The 19936-nt window shown below is 65.7% G+C and carries 16 protein-coding genes and 3 tRNA genes; 9 read left to right on the top strand and 10 right to left on the bottom strand.

Features of this window, described 5'->3' with window-relative positions; genetic code table 11:
- Positions 1 to 47: 47 nt before the first annotated feature.
- Positions 48 to 1448, bottom strand: coding sequence for a leucyl aminopeptidase (locus BS74_RS00895; RefSeq protein WP_038055235.1), 1401 nt, complete (start codon positions 1446 to 1448; stop codon positions 48 to 50).
- 39 nt (positions 1449 to 1487) lie between these two features.
- On the opposite strand from BS74_RS00895, the gene BS74_RS00890 reads away from it, so the two are divergent.
- The 9 genes from BS74_RS00890 (at position 1488) to BS74_RS00850 (ending at position 10464) form a co-directional block, all read left to right on the top strand.
- Entirely contained in the window at positions 1488 to 2372 is an 885-nt protein-coding gene (locus BS74_RS00890) for a DUF1385 domain-containing protein (RefSeq protein WP_038055234.1), read from the top strand.
- Between the two features lie 197 nt (positions 2373 to 2569).
- Positions 2570 to 3691 carry a tRNA 2-thiouridine(34) synthase MnmA gene (gene mnmA / locus BS74_RS00885; protein ID WP_038055233.1) on the top strand — a complete coding sequence of 374 codons (1122 nt, stop codon included), beginning with the start codon at positions 2570 to 2572 and terminating at the stop codon, positions 3689 to 3691.
- A gap of 35 nt (positions 3692 to 3726) precedes the next feature.
- Positions 3727 to 4806: a phosphate ABC transporter substrate-binding protein PstS gene (gene pstS, locus BS74_RS00880; protein WP_038055232.1), complete on the top strand. Its 1080-nt coding sequence runs from the start codon at positions 3727 to 3729 to the stop codon at positions 4804 to 4806.
- Positions 4807 to 4874: 68 nt separating this feature from the next.
- A complete protein-coding gene (gene pstC, locus BS74_RS00875) occupies positions 4875 to 5822 on the top strand; it encodes a phosphate ABC transporter permease subunit PstC (protein ID WP_038055231.1) in 948 nt (315 codons plus the stop codon).
- Complete coding sequence (gene pstA / locus BS74_RS00870) at positions 5822 to 6685, top strand: phosphate ABC transporter permease PstA (RefSeq protein ID WP_038055230.1); 864 nt, start codon at positions 5822 to 5824, stop codon at positions 6683 to 6685. Before pstC ends, pstA begins: the two co-directional genes overlap by 1 nt.
- A complete protein-coding gene (gene pstB / locus BS74_RS00865) occupies positions 6686 to 7477 on the top strand; it encodes a phosphate ABC transporter ATP-binding protein PstB (protein ID WP_081914537.1) in 792 nt (263 codons plus the stop codon). It begins immediately after the preceding gene.
- 10 nt (positions 7478 to 7487) lie between these two features.
- Positions 7488 to 8660 (top strand): MFS transporter, encoded by a 1173-nt coding sequence (locus tag BS74_RS00860; RefSeq protein ID WP_038055229.1) that lies wholly within the window; start codon positions 7488 to 7490, stop codon positions 8658 to 8660.
- The gene (gene recF / locus BS74_RS00855) at positions 8661 to 9683 is read left to right on the top strand and encodes a DNA replication/repair protein RecF (RefSeq protein ID WP_038055228.1); all 1023 of its coding nucleotides are present in this window, start codon (positions 8661 to 8663) and stop codon (positions 9681 to 9683) included.
- Between the two features lie 19 nt (positions 9684 to 9702).
- Positions 9703 to 10464: a DciA family protein gene (locus BS74_RS00850; RefSeq protein WP_038055227.1), complete on the top strand. Its 762-nt coding sequence runs from the start codon at positions 9703 to 9705 to the stop codon at positions 10462 to 10464.
- A 65-nt stretch (positions 10465 to 10529) separates the two neighbouring features.
- On the opposite strand, the gene BS74_RS00845 is transcribed toward BS74_RS00850, so the two are convergent.
- The 9 genes from BS74_RS00845 to pgi form a co-directional block, all read right to left on the bottom strand.
- A tRNA-Val gene (locus BS74_RS00845) sits at positions 10530 to 10606 on the bottom strand.
- A gap of 1 nt (position 10607) precedes the next feature.
- A tRNA-Glu gene (locus BS74_RS00840) sits at positions 10608 to 10682 on the bottom strand.
- 6 nt (positions 10683 to 10688) lie between these two features.
- Positions 10689 to 10764, bottom strand: a tRNA-Lys gene (locus tag BS74_RS00835).
- A 51-nt stretch (positions 10765 to 10815) separates the two neighbouring features.
- Positions 10816 to 11517, bottom strand: coding sequence for a hypothetical protein (locus BS74_RS00830; protein WP_038055225.1), 702 nt, complete (start codon positions 11515 to 11517; stop codon positions 10816 to 10818).
- 58 nt (positions 11518 to 11575) lie between these two features.
- Positions 11576 to 13951, bottom strand: coding sequence for a cytochrome c oxidase subunit I (gene ctaD, locus BS74_RS00825; RefSeq protein ID WP_038055224.1), 2376 nt, complete (start codon positions 13949 to 13951; stop codon positions 11576 to 11578).
- A gap of 13 nt (positions 13952 to 13964) precedes the next feature.
- Positions 13965 to 14978, bottom strand: a complete 1014-nt coding sequence (coxB, locus tag BS74_RS00820; RefSeq protein ID WP_038055222.1) for a cytochrome c oxidase subunit II — start codon at positions 14976 to 14978, stop codon at positions 13965 to 13967.
- 11 nt (positions 14979 to 14989) lie between these two features.
- Positions 14990 to 16810: a heme o synthase gene (locus tag BS74_RS00815; RefSeq protein ID WP_038055219.1), complete on the bottom strand. Its 1821-nt coding sequence runs from the start codon at positions 16808 to 16810 to the stop codon at positions 14990 to 14992.
- Positions 16811 to 16978: 168 nt separating this feature from the next.
- Positions 16979 to 18565, bottom strand: a complete 1587-nt coding sequence (pckA, locus tag BS74_RS00810; protein ID WP_038055216.1) for a phosphoenolpyruvate carboxykinase (ATP) — start codon at positions 18563 to 18565, stop codon at positions 16979 to 16981.
- Positions 18566 to 18617: 52 nt separating this feature from the next.
- The gene (pgi, locus tag BS74_RS00805) at positions 18618 to 19883 is read right to left on the bottom strand and encodes a glucose-6-phosphate isomerase (protein ID WP_038055214.1); all 1266 of its coding nucleotides are present in this window, start codon (positions 19881 to 19883) and stop codon (positions 18618 to 18620) included.
- Positions 19884 to 19936: the final 53 nt, after the last annotated feature.

Here is a 19936-nt window from a genome sequence, read left to right as displayed (position 1 = left end):
AGAATCCCCACCCTGCCCGGGGCAGGGTGGGGTTCTTTATAGGGGCTCTACGCTACCCCGGCCAGCCCCTGGGCCACCTGGAGGACCGTCCGCACCCCAAACCCCGTCCCCCCCTCGGGGCCCAGGGCATGGGCCTTTTTGGCGAAGGCGGGCCCGGCGATGTCCAGGTGCACCAGGGGCACCCGGGCGAACTCCGCCAGGAAGAGCGCCGCGGTGATGGCCCCCCCGTTCCGGTCCCCCACGTTTTTGAGGTCGGCCACGGGGCTTTTCAGCTTCTCCCGGTAGGCCTTCTCCAAAGGCATGGGCCAGACCTTTTCCCCGGCCCGCCTGGCGGCCTCCTCCACCTGCCTGCCCCAGGTCTCCTCCGTGGCGAAAAGCGCCGCCACCTCCTCCCCCAGGGCCACCACCGCCGCCCCGGTGAGGGTGGAAAGCTCCAGGATCCTCTCCGCCCCCTGGCGCTCCGCATAGGCCAGGGCGTCCGCCAGGGTGAGGCGGCCTTCGGCGTCGGTGTTCATCACCTCCACCGTTTTGCCGGAAAGGGTTTTGAGCACATCCCCCACCCGGTAAGCCCGGCCCGAGACGAGGTTCTCGCACGCGGCGATGTAGCCCCTGAGCTCCAGGGGAAGCCCCAGGAGGGCGGCGCTTTTCATGGCCCCCAGGACCGCCGCCGCCCCCGCCATATCCCCCTTCATGGTGGCCATGCTCTCCGTGGGCTTCAGGGAGTAGCCGCCGGAGTCAAAGGTGAGGCCCTTGCCCACCAGGTCCAGCCTCTGGCGGGCGCCCTCAGGGGCGTAGCGCAGCTGGAGGAAACGGGGCGGGTTTTCCGAGCCCTGGGCCACCGCCCAAAAGGCCCCCATGCCCAAAGCCCGGATGGCCTCCTCGTCCAGAACCTCCACCTCCACCCCCAGGGCGGTCAGGGAAAGGGCCGCCTCGGCCAAGGCCTCCGGGGTCAGGACGTTGGGGGGCTCGTTCACCAGGTCCCGGGCCCAGTAAACCCCCTCCGCCACCTTCTTGGCCCTTTCCAGCTCCTCCGGCCTAGCCCCGGAAAGCTGGAGGGCCATGGGCTTTTCCTCCTTGGAACCCTTGTAGCGGTCAAAGCGGTAAGCCCCCAAAAGAAGCCCTTCCGCCAGGGAATAGGCCTCGAGGGCCTCCACCAAGGCCTCGGGAAAGGAAAGCTTGGAAAGCGCCTGGGCGAGCCTTCCCCCCGTGGCCCGAAGGTCCTCGTCCAGGCCGAAGAGGAGGAAATGCCCCTCCGGGGTGGCCAAAAGAAGGCTCTCCCCCGCCTCTCCCCTAAAACCCGCCTCGGCCATGGCCCGCCGGAGAAACCCTCCCAGGCGGGCGTCCAAGGCCTCCCCTTGGGGGGTAAGCTCCCCCCGCCTAACCCACACCACCTTCAAGGGCGCCTTCCCCTCCGCCAAGGTGGCCTCTGTGGCATGCAAGGTGATCACGCCTGGAAGATACCACGCCCCCATGGCAGAATGGGAGGGATGCGGCTTCCCTTGCTCGCCCAACAGCTGACCCTGGGGGGCTCGGCGGCCCTCGAGGGGGTGATGATGAAATCCCCCTGGGCCTGGGCCCTGGCGGTGCGCCTCCCCGATGGGGGGGTGCACGTGGAGCGCCACGAGGAACCCGCCCTAAGCCAGCGCTACCCCTGGGCCCGCCTGCCCCTGGTCCGGGGGGTGGTGGCCCTCTTGGACGCCCTTTCCGTGAGCTACCGGGCCCTGGCCCGGAGCGCCGAACTCGTCGGGGGCGAGGAAGAGGTGCCCAAGGGGGCCCTCTGGGGCACGGTGGCGGTGAGCCTCCTCATCGGCATTGCGCTTTTCATCGTGCTTCCCGGCTTCCTTTCCGGCCTTCTGGTGGACCCCGCCCGCCTTCCCCTCCTCTACAACCTCCTGGCGGGCCTCATCAAGGTGGGGCTCCTGGTGGGCTACCTGCGCTTCATCGGCCGCATGCCCGAGATCCGGCGCTTTTTCATGTACCACGGGGCGGAGCACAAGGCCATCCACGCCTTTGAAAAGGGGCTTCCCCTCACGGTGGAAAACGTCATGGCCCAGCCCCGCTTCCACCCCCGTTGCGGCACCACCTTCATCGCCTTCGTCATCGTGGTTTCCATCCTGGTCTATAGCCTCATCCCCGCCCCGGAGGTGCTCTGGTGGCGCCTCCTCGCCCGGGTCCTCTTCCTGCCCCTGGTGGCGGCCTTGGCCTTTGAGCTCCTCTACCTCTCCGCCCGGCACGAGGATCCCCTCTCCCGCCTCCTTAGGGGGCTTGGCTTCCGCTTCCAGGCCCTCACCGTGGCCGAGCCCACCCCGGACATGGTGGAGGTGGCCATCAGGAGCACGGAAGCCGCCCTGGGCGAACGGGTGGTGGCCTGAGGCCCCGGGCTTTGAGGCCCACCCCTCCGGTGGCGTAGACCCTGGGGAAGTCGCCAAGGGCCCAGGGAAGGGCACCCAAGCGCCGTGGCATGGGGGTTGCCGCAATGGACAAAGAAGGGCGATGCCCAAAGCCTTTCTGGGGCCCCAAGCCACGACGGGGGCACTTAGCGTATCCTGAAGGAAGTGGGGGAGGAGCGATGCCTAAGCCCAAGGTCCTGGTAGCCATGTCCGGGGGGGTGGACTCCTCGGTTTCCGCCTACCTCTTGAAGGAGGCGGGGTACGAGGTGGTGGGGGCCATGATGCGCTTCTGGCCCGAGGAACCTCCCCGGCCGGTCCTCGAGGGCCCAGGGGGGCGGGCCTGGGAAAGCTGCTGCACCCCCGAGGCCGCCTACGAGGCCCGGCGGGTGGCGGACCTCTTGGGCATCCCCTTCTACCTCCTGGACTACCGGGAAACCTTTGAAGAGGAGATCATCCAACCCTTCCTTAAGGACTACGCCCAAGGCCGCACCCCCAACCCCTGCGCCCGGTGCAACACCTTCGTGAAGTTCGGCGCCCTCCTCAAGCAGGCGCGGCGCCTTGGCCTGGACCACGTGGCCACCGGTCACTACGTGCGCCGGGAAGGGGAAGCCCTGCTTCGGGGAATAGACCCCTTGAAAGACCAGAGCTACTTCCTCTGGGGAACCCCCAAGGAGGCCCTTCCCCACCTCCTTTTCCCCGTGGGGGGAATGACCAAGGCCGAGGTGCGGGCCCTGGCGGAACGGGCTGGGCTTCCCACCGCCAGGAAGCCGGAAAGCCAAAACCTCTGCTTCGTGGCCGGGGACCTGAAGGCGTTCCTTAGGGAAAGGCTCCAGGTGCGCCCCGGCCCGGTGGTGGACGCCCTCACCGGGGAAGTGGTGGGGGAGCACCAGGGGGCAAGCCTCTACACCATCGGCCAGCGGAAGGGCCTTGGGCTCTATAAGCCCCACCTGGAGCGGTACGTGGTGGGGGTGGATCCCCTGGCCAACGTGGTCTACGTGGGGCCCAGGGAGGCCGCCCTTTGGCTGGGGCTGGAAGGGGAGGAGGCCAACCTCCTCGCCGAACTCCCGGAGGAGGTGGAGGTCCAGGTGCGCTACCGCACCCCCCCCGTAAGGGCCCAGGTGGAGTCCTTACGCCCCTTGCGCCTTCGCTTTGCCAGCCCGGTCTTCGCCGTGACCCCGGGGCAGAGCGCCGCCTTCTACCAGGAGGAGAGGCTCTTGGGGGGTGCGGTGATCCGGCGGGGGATTTACAACCTGGCAGGCCTTGACCAGGACTTGACGGAAAGGGCCTTGACTTTCTCCTGACAAGGGGCTGGCAAAGTACGGGTGGGAGGTTTAGGATGCGACGGTTAACGGCAACGGTCTTGGGAGCTTTGGTGCTCGTAGCCTCGGCATGGGCGCAACAGTCCATCACCTTGGTGGGAGCGGGAGCCACCTTTCCCTATCCCCTGATGGCCAAGTATGGGGACGAGTACACCCGGCTTACCGGGGGTAAGGTGCGCATCAATTACCAGTCCATCGGCTCCGGTGGGGGGATCCGTCAGTTCCTGGAGCAGACCGTGCACTTCGGGGCCAGCGATGCCCCTTTGGACGATCAAAGGATAAAGGAGGTGCGGGAGAGGTTTAAAACCAATGCCCTCAACATCGGGTACGCTTTGGGGGCCGTGGTTCCCGTCTATAACCTCCCCGGCATACGGGAACCTTTGCGCTTCTCGGGCCCAGTCCTGGCGAATATTTACCTGGGCAAGATCAAGGTCTGGAACGACCCCGCCCTCCAGGAGCTCAACCCCAACGTAAAGCTTCCTCCCCTGCCCATCACCGTGGTGCACCGCTCCGACGGCTCCGGTACCACCTACGTTTGGGTGGACTACCTTTCCAAGGTCTCCCCCGAGTGGGCCAGCAAGGTGGGGCGGGGTACCAGCGTCCAGTGGCCCGTGGGCGTGGGGGGCAAGGGCAACGAGGGCGTGGCGGGCGTGGTCAAACAGACCCCTGGGGCCATCGGCTACGTGGAGGTCACCTACGCCAAGCAGAACAACCTGAGCTACGGGGCCGTGCGGAACAAGGCGGGGCGGTTCATCCTGGCGGACCTGGCCAGCATCAAATCCGCTGCTAACGTGCCCCTCCCCGGGGACATGCGGGTCTCCCTCACCGACACCGCAGCCCCCGATGGCTACCCCATCGCCAGCTTCACCTACCTCCTCCTCTACGAAAACCTCTCCGCCAACAAGGCGGTGAAGAGCGAGGCCGAGGCCCGGGCCCTGGTGGAGTTTGTGAAGTGGATCCTCACCGAGGGGCAGAAGTTCAACGAGCCCCTCACCTACGGGGCCCTCTCCTCGGTGGCCCAGCAGCGGGCCCTGGCCCTGGTTTCTCGGGTCACCTACGAGGGCAAGCCCATCGGTAAAGAGATCGTGGGGCGTTAGAAAGGCCTCATCCTAGGGGTGGCCTTTTCCATTCCAAGGCCACCCCTTATCTTGAAAAGGGGTTGCCCATGAAGCGGCTATACACCCATTTTGGCGACCGGATCTTTGCCTGGGCCCTCCTTTTCCTGGCCTTGGGGGTGGTGGCCTTGGCCCTGCTCATGGCCTGGGAGCTTTACCAGGGGGGAAGCCTGGCCCTAAGGCGGTTTGGGCTTTGGGGGTTCGCCTTGGGCACGGAATGGGACCCGGTAATCCAGAAGTCCTTTGGAGCCTGGCCCTACATTCTCGGCACCCTCATCGTAAGCCTTTCCGCCCTTTTCCTCTCCTTCTTCCCCGCCCTGGCCGCGGCCATCTTCGCCGCGGAGTACGCCCCCAGGTGGTTGGCGCAGACCATCAACTTCCTACTGGATCTTATGGCGGCCGTGCCCAGCGTGGTCTACGGCCTCTGGGGCATCTTCGTCCTTGCCCCATGGATCCGGGACCGGGTGCAACTTCCCCTTTACATGTGGGCAGCCGAACAAGCCCCGTGGCTCCTCCCCTTCTTGGGAGTGCCCACGGGATACGGATTGATGACCGCGGTCCTGATCCTGTCCGCCATGATCGTCCCCTTTACCGCAGCCTTGGCCCGGGACGCCATCGCCTTGGTGCCCAAGGAACACCGGGAAGCGGCTTATGCCCTAGGGGCTACCCGTTGGGAAGTGATGCGCATGGCCGTCCTTCCCCTGGCCCGGGGCGGGATCATCGCCGGGGCCTTTCTGGCCCTTGCCCGGGCTGTGGGAGAAACCATGGCGGTGACCATGGTCATCGGCAACTCCCACAAGCTCCCCTACACCCTCTTTGGCGGCGCCGCCACCATGCCCAGCGTGATCGCCAACGAGTTCACCGAGGCTGTGGAGGATCTGCACCTTTCCGCCCTGATCGCGGTGGGCTTCCTGCTCTTTTGGGTTTCCATGGGGGTGAACCTAGCGGCCGTTTACATCCTTAGGCGCCAAGAACGCCTGGTTAAGGGGGTGCTGTAGTGGTTTCCTCTGCAAGAACCCTGGAAAGGGACCTGGCCCTAAGGCGCCGTTACCGCAAGGAGCGCTTCATGATGGGTCTGGTGGGCCTGGGGACCGGGCTGGCTTTTCTTGTCCTCTTCCTGGTGCTGGCCTATGCCCTAGCCCAGGGGGCCAGCGCCTTGAACCTGGATCTCTTCCTCAAGGACATGCGTCCCCCAGGGGAAACCGGGGGTGGTCTTCGGCAAGCCATTGTGGGAACCTTGATCGTGGATGGGCTTGGGCTTCTCATCGCCCTGCCCTTTGGCCTAGCCGCGGGGATTCTCTTGGCGGAGTATCCGGATCACCCGATAAACCCTTACCTCCGCCTCCTCTCCGACACCCTAAATGGCATGCCCGCCATCCTCTTTGGACTCCTGGCGTTTATCCTCATCGTTAAGCCCATGGGAGGCTTTTCGGGCCTTTCGGGGGCTTTTGCCTTGGGTTTTCTCATGATCCCCATCCTGGCCCGGAGCACCGAGGGGGTGCTTAGCCTGGTGCCCAAGGAAATCCGTGAGGCTGGACTGGCCCTTGGGCTTCCCCGCTGGCGGGTGATCCTCTCCCTGGTCCTGCCCACCGCCCGGGCAGGGCTCATCACCGGGGTCCTCTTGGCCTTTGCCCGGGCGGCGGGGGAGGCGGCGCCTTTGCTCTTCACCGCCTTCGGGAGCCCCCTATTGGAACTGAACCCCATGAAACCCATGGATACCCTTCCCCTACGCCTCTTTGCCTTCGCCATCAGCCCCTACGAGGATTGGCACCGCCAGGCCTGGGCCGCAGGGTTGGTGCTCTTTGGGCTCATTACCCTGACGAGCCTGCTGGCCCGGTGGGCCTCGAGGAGGAGGTTCTGAATGCCACCGGAAACGAAGGTAGCCGTGAGCACACACATGGAGTCCAGGGGGCTCGTGGTCCGCTACGGGAACCGGGTGGGTGTGGGGGTTGGGGGCGGGGTGAACCTCCCCCTGTACCGCCACCGGGTCACCGCCCTCATCGGCCCCTCCGGGTGCGGCAAGACCACGTTTCTCAGGGCCCTCAACCGCATGCACGACCTAACCCCCATCGCCAAGGTGGAGGGGGAGGTCCTCCTGGATGGGGAAAACATCTACGCTCCCGGTGTGGACCCGGTTTTGGTGCGGAGGCGGGTGGGCATGGTCTTCCAAAAGCCCACCGCCTTTCCCACCATGTCCATCTACGACAACGTGGCGGCGGGGCTTAAGCTGGTGGGCATCAGGGATAAGCGCCGCCTGGACGAGGCGGTGGAAAGGGCCCTGCGCGGGGCCGCCTTGTGGGACGAGGTGAAGGATCGCCTGCGCACCCCCGCCAGTGGCCTTTCTGGGGGGCAGCAACAACGCCTCACCATCGCCCGGGCCCTGGCGGTGGAGCCGGAAGTCCTCCTCATGGACGAACCCACCGCCAGCCTGGATCCCATCTCCACCCAGGCCATTGAGGACCTCCTCCTTTCCCTAAAGGAACAGGTGACCATCGTCATCGTGACCCACAACATGCAACAGGCCGCCCGGATATCCGACTACACCGCCTTCTTCCTCAACGGGGAAATGGTGGAGTTCGGTCCCACCGAGGCCATCTTCACCAAGCCCACGGACCCCCGCACCGAGGCCTACATCACCGGCCGCTTCGGATAGACTTTGGTTCATGTCCCCTCTTGGCCTCCTCTTCCTCACCCTGTTCAACAGCGTTCTCGGGCTTTCCATCCTCTTCCCCATCCTGGGGCCCTTGGGGCGGACGCTGGGGCTTACCGAGGTCCAGGTGGGCCTTTTCTCCACGGGCTACGCCCTCATGCAGTTTCTGCTCTCCCCCTTCTGGGGAAGGCTGAGCGAACGCGGGCGCAAGCCCATCCTTCTCGTGGGCATCCTGGGCTTTGGGGTGAGCTTTTTCCTCTTTGGCCTCTTCGCCCTCCTGGGGGAGAAAGAGCTGGTCCCGCCCGCCTTCCTCTTTCCCCTTCTCCTGCTGGCCCGGCTCATCGGCGGGGCCTTTAGCTCCGCCACCCTGCCCACCGCCCAGGCCTACGTAGCGGACATCACGGGGCGGGAAAACCGCACGGCGGGCATGGCCCTTCTGGGGGCGGCCTTCGGCCTGGCGGTGATCCTGGGGCCAGCCCTGGGGGCGGGGCTCGCCGCCCTCTTGGGCCTTTTGGCCCCGGTGTTTTTCTCCGCGGGGTTTGCCCTCTTGAACGCCCTCTTCGTGGCCCTGGTTCTTCCCGAGTCCCGGCCTGCGGGAACCCGGGAGGTAAGGCGGCTTTCCCCTTGGGACGCCCGCGTCTTCCCCCTTCTCCTCCTGGGGTTTGCCCTGAACCTCTCCAGCGTGTCCCTGGAGCAGACCCTCGCCTTCTATTTCCAGGACCGGTTGGGGCTCTCCGCCTTGGCCACCGCAAGAAGCGTGGGCCTGGCCCTGGTGCTTTACGGCCTGGTGGCGGTTTTTATCCAGGGTTTCCTGGTGCGCAGGCTCTCCTGGCCCCCCAAAACCCTTCTCCTCCTGGGCCTTCCCCTGGGCATCCTGGGCTTTGCCATCCTGGTCATGGCCCAAAGCTTCTGGGGGCTGGCCTTGGGCCTGGCCCTCCAGGGGGCGGGGGCCGCCTTGGCGGGACCGGGGGTTACGGCCGCCCTCTCCCTGGCGGTGGGGGAAGGGGAGCAGGGGCTGGTGGCGGGGCTCAACAGCTCCGCCCAGGCCTTGGGGCGCATGCTGGGGCCCATCCTGGGCACCGGGCTGTACCGCATGGCCCCCGAGGCCCCCTACCTCCTGGGGGGAGGCCTTCTCCTCTTGGCCCTCCTCTTCCTCCCCGCCCTCTTCCGTCGGGTAAAGCTCTAGATGCGGCTTCTCCTCTTTCGCCAGAAAAACTTCCGCAACCTGGCCCTGGCCGCTTTCCGTCCCCCGCCAGGCCTCTTTGCCCTGGTGGGGGGGAATGCCCAGGGCAAAACCAGCCTGCTTCTGGGCCTCCACCTGGCCCTGGGGGGGGAGGTGCGGAGCCCCTTGGCCGACCTCATCCGCTTTGGGGAGAAGGAGGCCTGGCTCTTCGCCGAGGTGGAGACGGAGCTCGGCCTTTACCGCATAGAGCAACGGCTTGGCCCAGAGGGAAGGGAGGTCTTCCTCAACGAGAAGGCCGCAAACCTCCGGGCGCTTCAGGAGCTTCCCGGCTCGGTCCTGATTCTGCCCGAGGACGTGGAGGTGGTCCTGGGGAGCCGGGAGGAGAGGCGCACCTTTTTGGACCGCCTCATCGGGCGCTTCTCCCGGCGCTACACCGCCCTCCTTTCCGCCTACGAGAAGACGCTTCGCCAGCGGAACGCCCTCTTAAAGGCGGGGGGCAATGGGCTTGAGGTGTGGGACCGGGAGCTGGCTCGGTACGGCATGGAGATCATGGCCTTGAGGAGGCGTTTCCTTAAGCGGTTCCTGCCCATCTTCCAGGGCGTCCACCAAAGCCTGGCCCCGGGGGAGGCGGGGCTTCTTTTGGAGGAAACCGCGGGGGGGGATCTCCTCGAGGCCCTGAAGGCCCAAAGGGAAGAGGAGTTGGCCCGGGGGCAGACCCTGGTGGGCCCCCACCGGGACGACCTGGTCTTTCTCCTCTCGGAACGCCCGGTCCACCGTTTCGCCAGCCGGGGGGAGGCCAAGGCCATCGCCCTGGCCCTCCGCCTGGCGGAGCATCGGCTTCTTTCCGAGCACCACGGGGAGGCCCCCCTCCTCCTGGTGGACGAGTGGAGCGAGGAGCTGGACGAGGGCAAACGGGAGGCGGTGCTGGCCTACGCCCGCGGGTTGCCGCAAGCCGTCCTGGCTGGGCTTTCGGCCCCCAAGGGGGTACCGGTATGCTGGGTGGAAGGAGGGGTGGTCTTATGCTGACCCTCCCGGGAGGAGGGCGATGCCCTGGCGGCTTAAGGAGGTGATCCCCGAGGCCCTCAGGAAGGCGGGGGGGAAGGAGAAGCTGAGGCGGGGCCTGGTCCTGGCCGCCTGGCGGGAGGTGGTGGGCAAGGAGCTGGCCCACCTCAGCGAGCCCCTTTCCCTCGAGGGGGGCACCCTCACCGTGCGCGTGGCCGACCCCGTCACCGCCCACCAGCTCACGTATAGCCGCCTAGCCCTTCTGCGGCGCTACGAGGAGCGGTTTCCCGGGGTGGTGAAGGAGATCCGCTTCGTGGTGGGCCCCCTGGAGAAGGAACCGGAGGCCCCCAAAACCCCGGAAAACCCCGATCGGTTGATTTGGGCCAGCCGCCGGGCCCTGGAGCTGGCGGAAAGGGCCCCCTTGGAGTTGCGGGAAAAGGTGGCCCGGGCCGCCCTGGCCCTTTTGCAGAAGGATCGGGGCGAGCCCTGCCCCATCTGCAAAAGCCCCAGCCCCCAGCACCCCTGCCCCACCTGCCGCCGCCTTCTGGAAAGCCCCTGGGTGCGCAAGGAAGCGGAGCGCCTCAAGCGGGGGCGGCCCACGGGCCTCGAGGGGGAGGCGCTTCTCGTGGCCCGGTACTTGGCCAAGAATTCCCTCCTGGCCGAGATGGAGGAACTCTTCCCCCAGGCCCTGCGGGAGGAAAGGCTCCGCCCCCTGCTCAAGGACCTGGCCCAACGCTTCCAAACCCTCTTCCCGGAGGAACCCCTGCCCGAGGCCGTGCGCAGCCTCCTGGCCAAGGAGGCCTAGGCCTCCAAGCGCCTTCAAAACATCTCCCCCCTCGCTAGCGAGGGGGGAGCCTTGCCTCCTGGAGCTGGTGGGCGGCAGAGGATTTGAACCTCTGGCCTCTCGCTTGTAAGGCGAGCGCTCTGACCAGCTGAGCTAGCCGCCCGTGGTGACCCCAGGGGGAATCGAACCCCCGTTTCGGCCTTGAGAGGGCCGCGTCCTGACCGCTAGACGATGGGGCCCCGGTTTGGTGGGCCGTGCAGGATTCGAACCTGCGACCTACCGATTAAAAGTCGGTTGCTCTGCCAGCTGAGCTAACGGCCCAACAGCCTTAGTGATTATAGGGGAAGAAGGGAAGCATGTCCAGGGCAAGGCCTAGCAAAGCCCCCTTAGGCGTTCCAGAAACCTCAGGCCAAGGGCTTCCTCCTGGGCCCTTCGCTTTAGGCCCTCGAGGTCCAAGGCCCTCCTCGCCACCCCCTCCAGGGCCACCTTGGGAAGGGGAGCGGCCTCCAGAAGGGCGAAGAAGGCCCCGTCGGTCCAAGGGGGCACCCAGGCCCCGCTGCGGCAGAGGAAGACCCGGTGGAAGACCCCTTCCACCGGCCCCCCGGGGTCCTTTTGGCGCTCCACGGGCACCGCGGGCCCGGGGTCCAAGGCGGGATCCCGCCAAGAAGGGTAGAAGACCCTAAGCCTAGCCCCCTGCCGGGCGTAAAAGACCATCCAGTCGTCGCAGGCGGGCTCCTCGCCCAAGGGGCGGTACCCGGCGTCGTGGTGGGCGTCAAAGAGCACCACCTCCTCCACCCCCTGGCGCACCTTTGGATGGAAGGCCAAGGCGTTGGAGTCCGCATAGTAAAGGTGAGCCCCCGGGGCGAAAGCGAAGCGCTGCCAAAACCCCTCCCAGCCCTGGGCCTGGGGAAAGGGAAGGCCCCTCAAGAAAAAGGCCAAGGCCCGCTCCTCCCAGACCTCCCCCAGGTAGTAGGGGGTCTCAAAGTGGGCCCAGGCGTAAAGAGGGGCCAAGGGATCCCTTGGGTCCTGGGGCACGGGGAAGAAGAAGTCAAAGTCCACCACCAAAAGGCGCATCCCTTTCCATACATAGCAAAGCCCCCGCCCAAGGGCGGGGGCCCAAAACCCAAGGGGCCTACCAGATGTAGAAAAGGGTGACGATGAAGAGCCAGACCGCATCCACCAGGTGCCAGTACATGCTGGCGGCCTCGAGGGTGCCGTGGTGGTGCTGGCTGAGCTTGCCCCTAAGGGCCTGCAGGTACGCCAGGATCAGGCCAAAGCCCCCGATCACCACGTGCAGGCCGTGCAGGCCCACGATGGTGAAGAAGGTGGCGGTCCAGAGGTTCTCCTGCCAGCTGGAGGCGTGATGGAAGTGGTAGAACTCGTAGCTCTGAACCAGGAAGAAGAGCACGCCCAGGATGATGGTGACCAAAAGGCCAAAGCGGAAGGGGTTGAAGCGGCCACGCCTCAGGTCATGGTGGGCGAAGTGCACGGTGAAGGAGGAGCTCACCAGGAAGAAGGTGTTGAGAAGGGCCAGCCAGAGGGCAGGCCGCTCCTCGGGAGGCACCGCCGCCCCGGTGAGCCGGAGGTAGAGGTAGCCCGCGATGAGGATGGCGAAGAGGCCCACTTCCGAGACGATGAACCAGGCCATCCCCATCCAGGCGTTGGACTTGCCCGAAAGGGTGTGGTGCTCCACGGGGTGGCTGTACTCGTCCTCCAGGGCCCAGCGGATGAGGCCGTAGGCGAAGAGGGCCAGGAAGACCCACATCCACACGTTGGGCACAGGCAGGGCCGCCACGGAAACGAAGAAGGCGAAGAGGGTAGCGGCGGAGTAAAAGGGCCAGAAGGAGCTATTGGGCAGGTGGATGTGGCTGGGGTCTTCGGGCTTCAGCTCCACCCCCTTCTTGGCCCAGTCGTAGAGAGGCCGCTCAGAGGGGAAGTCCTTGGGCAGGACCACGTCAAAGTTATGGGCCTTGGGCGGGGAGCTGGTGAGCCACTCCAGGGTGTAGCCACCCCAGGGGTTCTCGGGGGCCTTGGGACCGGAGCGGAGGCTTTTCAGCATGTTGTAAACCCAAACGATCCCGCCCAGGCCCAGGATGAAGGCCCCGACGGTGGAAATGAAGTTGAGCTCGGGCCAGCCGGCGATGTCGGCGTTGTAGGTGTAGTAGCGTCGGGGCATGCCCAAGAAGCCCAAGGCGTACTGGGGCAAGAAGGTGACCAGGTAACCCACCAGGAAGAGCCAGAAGTGGAGCCGGCCCAGCCGCTCGTCGTACATGCGGCCCGTCATCTTGGGCCACCAGTAGTAAAGCCCGGCAAAGGCCCCGAAGGCGCTCCCCGCCATGAGGACGTTGTGGAAGTGGGCCACCACGAAGTAGGAGTCGTGGAACTGGTAGTCCAATGGGGTCATGGAGAGCATGACCCCGGTGATGCCCCCCAGGAGGAAGTTGAAGATGAAGCCCAGGACCCAATAGAGGGGGGTGTGCATCTGGAGCTTGCCGCCCCAAAGGGTGCCGATGAGGTTAAAGAGCTTCACCCCCGTGGGCACGGCGATGAGGGCGGTGAAGAAGGCGAAGGCGATCTGGAAGAGGGTGGACTCGCCCACGGCGAACATGTGGTGGGCCCAGACCATGGTGCCCAGGACCACGATCCCCATCTGGGCCCAGACCATCTGCTTGTAGCCGAAAAGGGGCTTGCGGGCGAAGGTGGAGGCCACCTCGGCGAGGATGCCGAGGTAAGGCAGGAGCATCACGTAGACCGTGGGGTGGGAGTAGAACCAGAAGAACTGCTGGAAGAGGACGGGGTCGCCCCCGATGTCGGGGTTGAACCAGGTGAGGCCGATCTTCCGGTCCAGGAGGACCAGCAGGGTGGCCGCAGTAAGCCCCGCCAGGCTGAAAAGGTTGAGCACGCTGGCGGCGAAGACGCTCCACACGTACATGGGCATCTTCCACATGCTCATCCCCTGGGCCCGCAGGTTGTAGATGGTGGCGATGAAGTTGGCGTTGCCGAGCAGGCTGGAGAAGCCCAGGAGGAGGATGGCCGCCATGTAGAAGTCCACCCCGCTACCCGACTGCACGGAGAAGGGGTAGTAGAAGGTCCAGCCCACGCTGGGGGCACCCCCGGGGAAGAAGAAGCTCATGAGGGCCAGGATGATGGAGCCCAGGAAGGCCCAGTAGCTAAAGGCGTTCACCCGGGGTAGGGCCACGTCCCGCGCCCCCAGCATCAGGGGCACCACGAAGTTGCCGAAGCCGGTGAGCCCGGCCTGGATGATGAAGAAGAAGAGCATGGTGGCCCCGTGCAGGGTGAGGATCTGGTTGTACTGCTCGCCGGTGAGGAAGGTGTTGTTGGGCACCGCCAGCTGCGCCCGGATGAGGAGGGAGAAAACCCCCGCCAGGGCGAAGGCGAAGAAGGCGGTGGCCGTGTACAAGAGGCCGATCTTCTTATGGTCTACCGTGGTAAGCAGGTCCCAAAGGACCGCCCAGACGCCCGCTCTTGGCTTAGTTGCGATGGCCATCTTCCAAACCCCCCTAGAACTTAGGCAAGGCCTTAAAGTCCAAGCCCTCCACCTTCAAGCCGTCCAGGTAGCGGACCAAAGCGTCCAGGTCCGCCTCGGAAAGCTGCGGGAAGCCCGGCATCTTCGTCCCCGGCTTCATGGAGGCGGGGTCCTTGATCCAGGCCTTCAGGTTCTCCGGCGTGTAGTCCACAATGCCCGCCGCCAGGCTGGTGCGGTTGCCCATAAAGCCCAGCTCGGGGCCGATGACCGCCGGAGGCATCTTGCCCTGGACCGAATGGCAGGCCATGCAGTTCTGCTGGAACACCTGCTGCCCCTGGGCATCGGCCACGGGGGGCGTGTACGTCTTCGCCGCTTGGGCGAAGCGCTCAAAGTCCTCCTGGGGCAGGACGACCACCCGGAAGAGCATGCGGGCGTGGCTAGGTCCACAGAGCTCCGCGCAGAAGCCGTAGTACACGCCCGGCTTTTCCGGTGTGAAATGAAGAAGGGTCTTTTGTCCCGGAATGGCATCCCGCTTGCCTACAAGCCCCGGCACCCAGAAGGAGTGGATCACGTCCTTGGAGGTGATCTCCAGGGTCACCGGCACCCCCACGGGCAGGACGAGCTCGTTGGAGTTGCGGAAGCCCAAGGAGGCATAGTTGAAGTCCCACCAGAACTGGTAGCCAGTCACCTCCACCTTCATGGCCCCTGGGATGGGCTTGTTCACCAGGATCAGGCTCCGGGCGGTGAAGCCAAAGAGGACGAAGATGATGAGGAGGGGAATCACCGTCCAGACCACCTCGAGGCGGTCGTTGCCGTGGATCTGGGGGGGCTCCCCCTCCTGGCCCGGCCTAGCCCGGAAGCGCCAAGCGATGTACGCCAAAGCCCCGGCCACCACGCCAAAGATGAGCACCGAGAAGACCAAAACCCAGACCAGGAGGAAGTTGGTCTCCCGGTTGAAGGCAGACACCGGATGGGTGATGGCCACCCGGTGGGCCTCCTGGGCCAGGGCTACGCCTAAAAGACCTAAGACCGCGATACCTCTTTTCATCCACTCCCTCCCTAAAGCACCCGATCCACCGCCATGGCCACGAACAAGAGGGCCAGGTAGAGCATGGAGTATTTATACAGCGAAACCGCCGTCCTCCGTTCGGGCTGGCGGTAGAGGGCCAAGCTCTTAAGGATAAGCAAAGCGTTAAGGGTGAGGCTAAAGAAGAGGTAGACGAGGCCGAGTTCCCCCAAAAGGAGGGGCATGAGGGAGATCAAGGCGGTGAGGAGCGCATAAAGGGCGATCTGCATCACCGTCACCCGTTCGCCCAGCACCACGGGCAACATGGGGACGCCCACCGCCTTATAGTCGTCCTGGATCATGAGGGCCAAGGCCCAGAAGTGCACCGGGGTCCAGAAGAAGATGAGGGCGAAGAGGTACCAGGCAAAGAGGCTTAACTCACCCGTCACCGCCGCCCAGCCCACCAGGGGCGGGAAGGCCCCCGCCGCCCCGCCGATGACGATGTTGTGCCAGGTCCGCCGCTTCAGGTAAAGGGTGTAGACCAGCACGTACCAGATGAGGCCCATGAGGGCCAGGGTGGCCGTCAGCAGGTTCGCCCCCCACCAGAGGAGGAGAAAGGCCAGAAGGGCTAGGCCAAAAGCGAAGAGCAGGGCGTCGCGGCTGGAGATGCGTTGGGTGACCGTGGGCCTCTTGGCCGTGCGGCGCATGCGGGCGTCAATGTCCCGGTCCACCACCATGTTGATGGCGTTGGCCGCTCCCGCCATCATGTAGCCACCCAGGGCCACGGCCAGGAAGAGCCCTGTCCCAGGCCAGCCCCTGGCGGCGATGAGCATGGCGAAAAGGGTGGTGAAGAGAAGCAGGCTGATCACCCGCGGCTTGGTGAGGGCCAGGTAATCCTTCCAGGTGGCGCCCCCGGTGCCCCGGTGTACCCCCGCCTCCGTCCCCTCCCCCAGCTCCACCCGCCTGGCCCCCCGGTCAAGGGCCGCAGCCACCAAGAGGACGAAGAAGAGCCACACGGCATAGGCCAGGAAGAGGTGGAGGATCTGCATCCAGACGGGAGCCTTGAGCCAGACGTTCACCAGGCCCGCCAGAAGCTGCACCCCATAGAGGTAGGCCAGGGCGTGGGCGAAGCGCCGGGTGTGGGAAGAAGGCCGCAGATGAGCCACCAGGTAGCCGGCAAACACCACATAAAGCCCCACGCTCACCGCAATAAGGGGATGGAGAACCCGAAGGCGCACCAGGAAGTGCTCGCCCGGGGTCAAGGAGCGCTCCAGGGCCTCGAGGGTATTCCGCACGGGGAAAAGGAGGTCGCCCAAGGCGGTCACCGCCCCGCTCATGCCCAGGAAAAGGAGGGCCAAAAGGCCCAGGAGCAAGGCCACCCCCACCGCCCCCTGTCCCCTCAGGCGCAGGGGGGCCCCACCGGAAGCCCACCAGGCGGTGAGGACCAGGGAAGCCAGGAGGAAGTAGGTGTTGGCCAGGTGCACCATCTGCACCACGGCCCGCTCCGCGCTGACGTTGTCCGCCACCCAGCCGAAGAGGACCAAGGAGGCCCCCACCAGGCTCTCGGTGATCATGAAAAAGAAGGCCAAACCCGCCCCAAGCCGCACGGGATGCCCCTTGGGCCAAAGGCGGAAGGCCAGGAAGGCCAAGAGGAGCACGGAAAGGAAGGCCAGGCCCGAGGTGGCCCGGTGGGTGAACTCGATGAGGGTCTCCACCCCGGGGCTTCTGGGGATGACCTCCCCGTTACAGGTGGGCCAGTGGGCCCCGCACCCCGCCCCCGACCCCGTGGCCCGCACATAAGCCCCCCAGAGGGCCACCAGGACGTTCCACACCAAAACTCCCCAGGCGTAGCGGCTAAACCAAGGTTGGCTCATAGGGCACCCGTCCCCCAGACGGTGGTGCGTACTATTTTGCCAGAAGACCTGGTCCAGGGGTGAAGTACATTTGTCCCTTCCATTGCCCGCCCCTTAGGAGCCTAATACCCCCTTGCCCTATTTGGCAAGGGGCTGGGCGTGGGCCCAGCCCCCAAGGCCCCTTCTCCCCTACAGCCTCGGCCCCGCCTGGAGCACCGCTTCCTCCACCCCGTCGGCGTATTTGCGGAAGTTCTCCTGGAAAAGCGCCGCCAGCTTCCTGGCCTGGCGGTCATAGGCCTCCTTGTCGGCCCAGGTTTCCCGCGGGTCCAGAAGTTCCCTCGGCACCCCGGGTACCTCCAAGGGCACCTCAAAGCCGAAGACGGGATCCTGACGGTAAGGGACCCCCTCGAGGGCCCCGGAAAGCGCCGCCTGGAGGAGGGCCCGGGTCACGGGAAGGGGGAAGCGGCGGCCTACCCCGTAGGGTCCCCCGGTCCAGCCCGTGTTCAACAGGTACACCCGGGGGCCATGCTTCGCGATCTTCTCCCCCAGCATCTTGGCGTAAACCCCGGGGTGCATGGGCAAAAAGGGCGCCCCGAAGCAGGCGGAGAAGGTGGCCTTGGGCTCGGTGATCCCCCTTTCCGTCCCCGCCACCCGGGCGGTGTAGCCGGAAAGGAAATAGTACATGGCCTGCTCCGGAGAGAGGCGGGCGATGGGGGGCAGGACCCCGTAGGCGTCGGCGGAGAGGAAGAAGATGGCCTTGGGATGGCCCGCCATGCCCGAGTCCACCACGTTTTCCAGGTGGGCGATGGGGTACGAGGCCCGGGTGTTCTCCGTCTTGGTGTCGTCGTCCCACTCCACCCGCCGGCTTTCCGGGTTCACCACCACGTTTTCCAAAATGGCCTCAAACTGATTGGAGGCTTTGTAGATAAGGGGCTCGTGCTCCGGGGAAAGCCGGATGACCTTGGCGTAGCAACCCCCCTCGAAGTTGAAGACCCCCTCCTCGCTCCAACCGTGCTCGTCGTCGCCGATCAAGGGCCTCTCCGGGTCGGTGGAAAGGGTGGTCTTCCCCGTCCCCGAAAGCCCGAAGAAGACGGCCACATCCCCCCCCTTCCCCACGTTGGCCGAGGCGTGCATGGGGAAGACCCCAAGCTTGGGCATGAGGTAGTTCATCACGGTGAAGATGCTCTTCTTGATCTCCCCGGCGTACTTGGTACCCACGATGAGCACCAGCTTCCGCTGGAAGCTAATGCCCACGAAGACCTCGCTCCGGGTACCGTCCCGCCCGGGGTCGGCCAGGAAGTAGGGGGCGTGGATCACGGTAAAGCCAGGGGTGAAGGGCTCCACCTCGTCGTCCTCGGGGAAGCGGCGGGGGAGAAGGAACATGTTACGGGCAAAGAGGGCGTGCCAGGGGCTTTCCGTCACCACCCTCACCGGCAGGCGGTAGCGCTTGTCGGCCCCGGCGTAAAGGTCCTGAACGTAAAGGTCCCGGTCGGAGAGGTAGGCCGCCACCCGCTCCAGGAGGGCCTGGAAGGCCTCTGGGGCGAAGGGCTGGTTCACCTCCCCCCACCAGATCTCCCCCTCCACCTCGGGCTCCCGCACCACGAACTTGTCCCGGGGGCTTCTGCCGGTGTAGGGGGTGGTGTCCACCACCAAGGGCCCCTTGTGGGCCAAAAACCCCTCCCCCCTGGCCAAGGTGTGTTCCACCAGGACGGGAGAAACCGTGTTCCAAAAAACCTGCTTTTTCGGCTTGATGCCCAAAGGCTCCAGTCGGTCCATAAAGACCCCCTTATGCCTAGGGCATCATACACCCCTTTCCACGCTTCCAAGGTCAGGAGGGGTATCCGGGGCGTCCCAGAAGGGCAAAGGTCAAGCGCTTGCCCAGCTCCACCCCGGGCTGGTCAAAGGCGTTGACCCCCCAAAGCTCCCCCAGGAACGCGGTCTGCCACATGAGGTGTTGCAAAAGCCAGCCCACCGCGTAGGGGGAAACCTCCGAGAGGTACAGGGTGTAGGTTCTCTGCCCCGCTTCCGCCAAGGCCTGGTAGGTGGCCTCGGCTTCGGCCCTTAGGAGCTGGAAGAGGCTCTTGCCCACGAGGTAGCCCGCCTCCTCCTCGAGGCCTTCCACCCGGGGCAGGGCGAGGTCCTCCGTGGGCCTTTCCGGCACCACCAGAACGATGAGCTTGTCCAGGGGGCCTTCCCGGAAAAGCTGCACCTGGGCGTGCTGGTCCTGTGGGCCCAAGGCGGGCACCGCGGTGGTGCCCACCCGGTTGCCCTCCCCATCCCGTTTGCCCAGGGACTCGTCGTGGAGCTGGACGAACCAGGCGGGAAGGTATTTGAGCCGCTCGGAGTAGACCATGAAGACGGTGACGGGCAGGTGGCGGTGGAGGTGCTGCAGAAGGGCGGTCTGCAGGGGAAGGCTCTCCTCCAGGGGGGCCAGGGCCACCTCGTTGGCCTTCCTGGCCCCCATGAGGAGGGCCTCGAGGTCCATCCCGGCGAAGGCCAAGGGGAGGAGGCCCACCGGGGAGAGCACGGAAAAGCGCCCTCCCACGTTTTCCGGAATGGCAAAGGCCAGGAGGCCCTCCCTGGCCGCCAGGGCCCGCAGTGCCCCCCGCCGGGGGTCGGTGGTGAGGACCAGGTGCCGCCGCCAGTCCTCCCCCAGGTGCTCCCGAAGCCAGTTGAGGAAGAGGAGGAGGGCGGCCAGGGTTTCCGCGGTAGCCCCCGACTTGGAAACCGCATTCACCAGGGTCTTCCGCGGATCCAGGCCCCGAAGGAGCCGAAGCACGGGCTCCGGCTCCACGTGGTCCACGTAATGGAAGCGGACACCGCCTTCGTTGAAGGCGGCCTCCAAAGCCTTAGGCCCCAAGGCGCTTCCCCCGATGCCCAGAAGAACAAAGTCCTCCACCCAGGGGTTGGCCTCGCGGTAGCGGCGGATATGCCTTAAGGTTTCCGTGTCCTCGGGGAGATCGATCCAACCCAGCATGCTTTGGGGATCCTGCCGTCTGGAAAGAAGGGCCTCCCGGGCCCTTAGGAGGAGGGAAGCGTGCTCCTTGAGGGCCTCCGGGAAATGGGCAAGGAAACGGGTATCCAGCCTGAGCATGGACCCATGCTACCGGGAAGCGGGGGAAAGGACCACCTGGCAAGCGCCCCCAG

The organism is Thermus amyloliquefaciens, assembly GCF_000744885.1.
GTDB classification, from domain to species: domain Bacteria; phylum Deinococcota; class Deinococci; order Deinococcales; family Thermaceae; genus Thermus; species Thermus amyloliquefaciens.
This window is presented reverse-complemented; position numbering and strand designations above follow the sequence as displayed.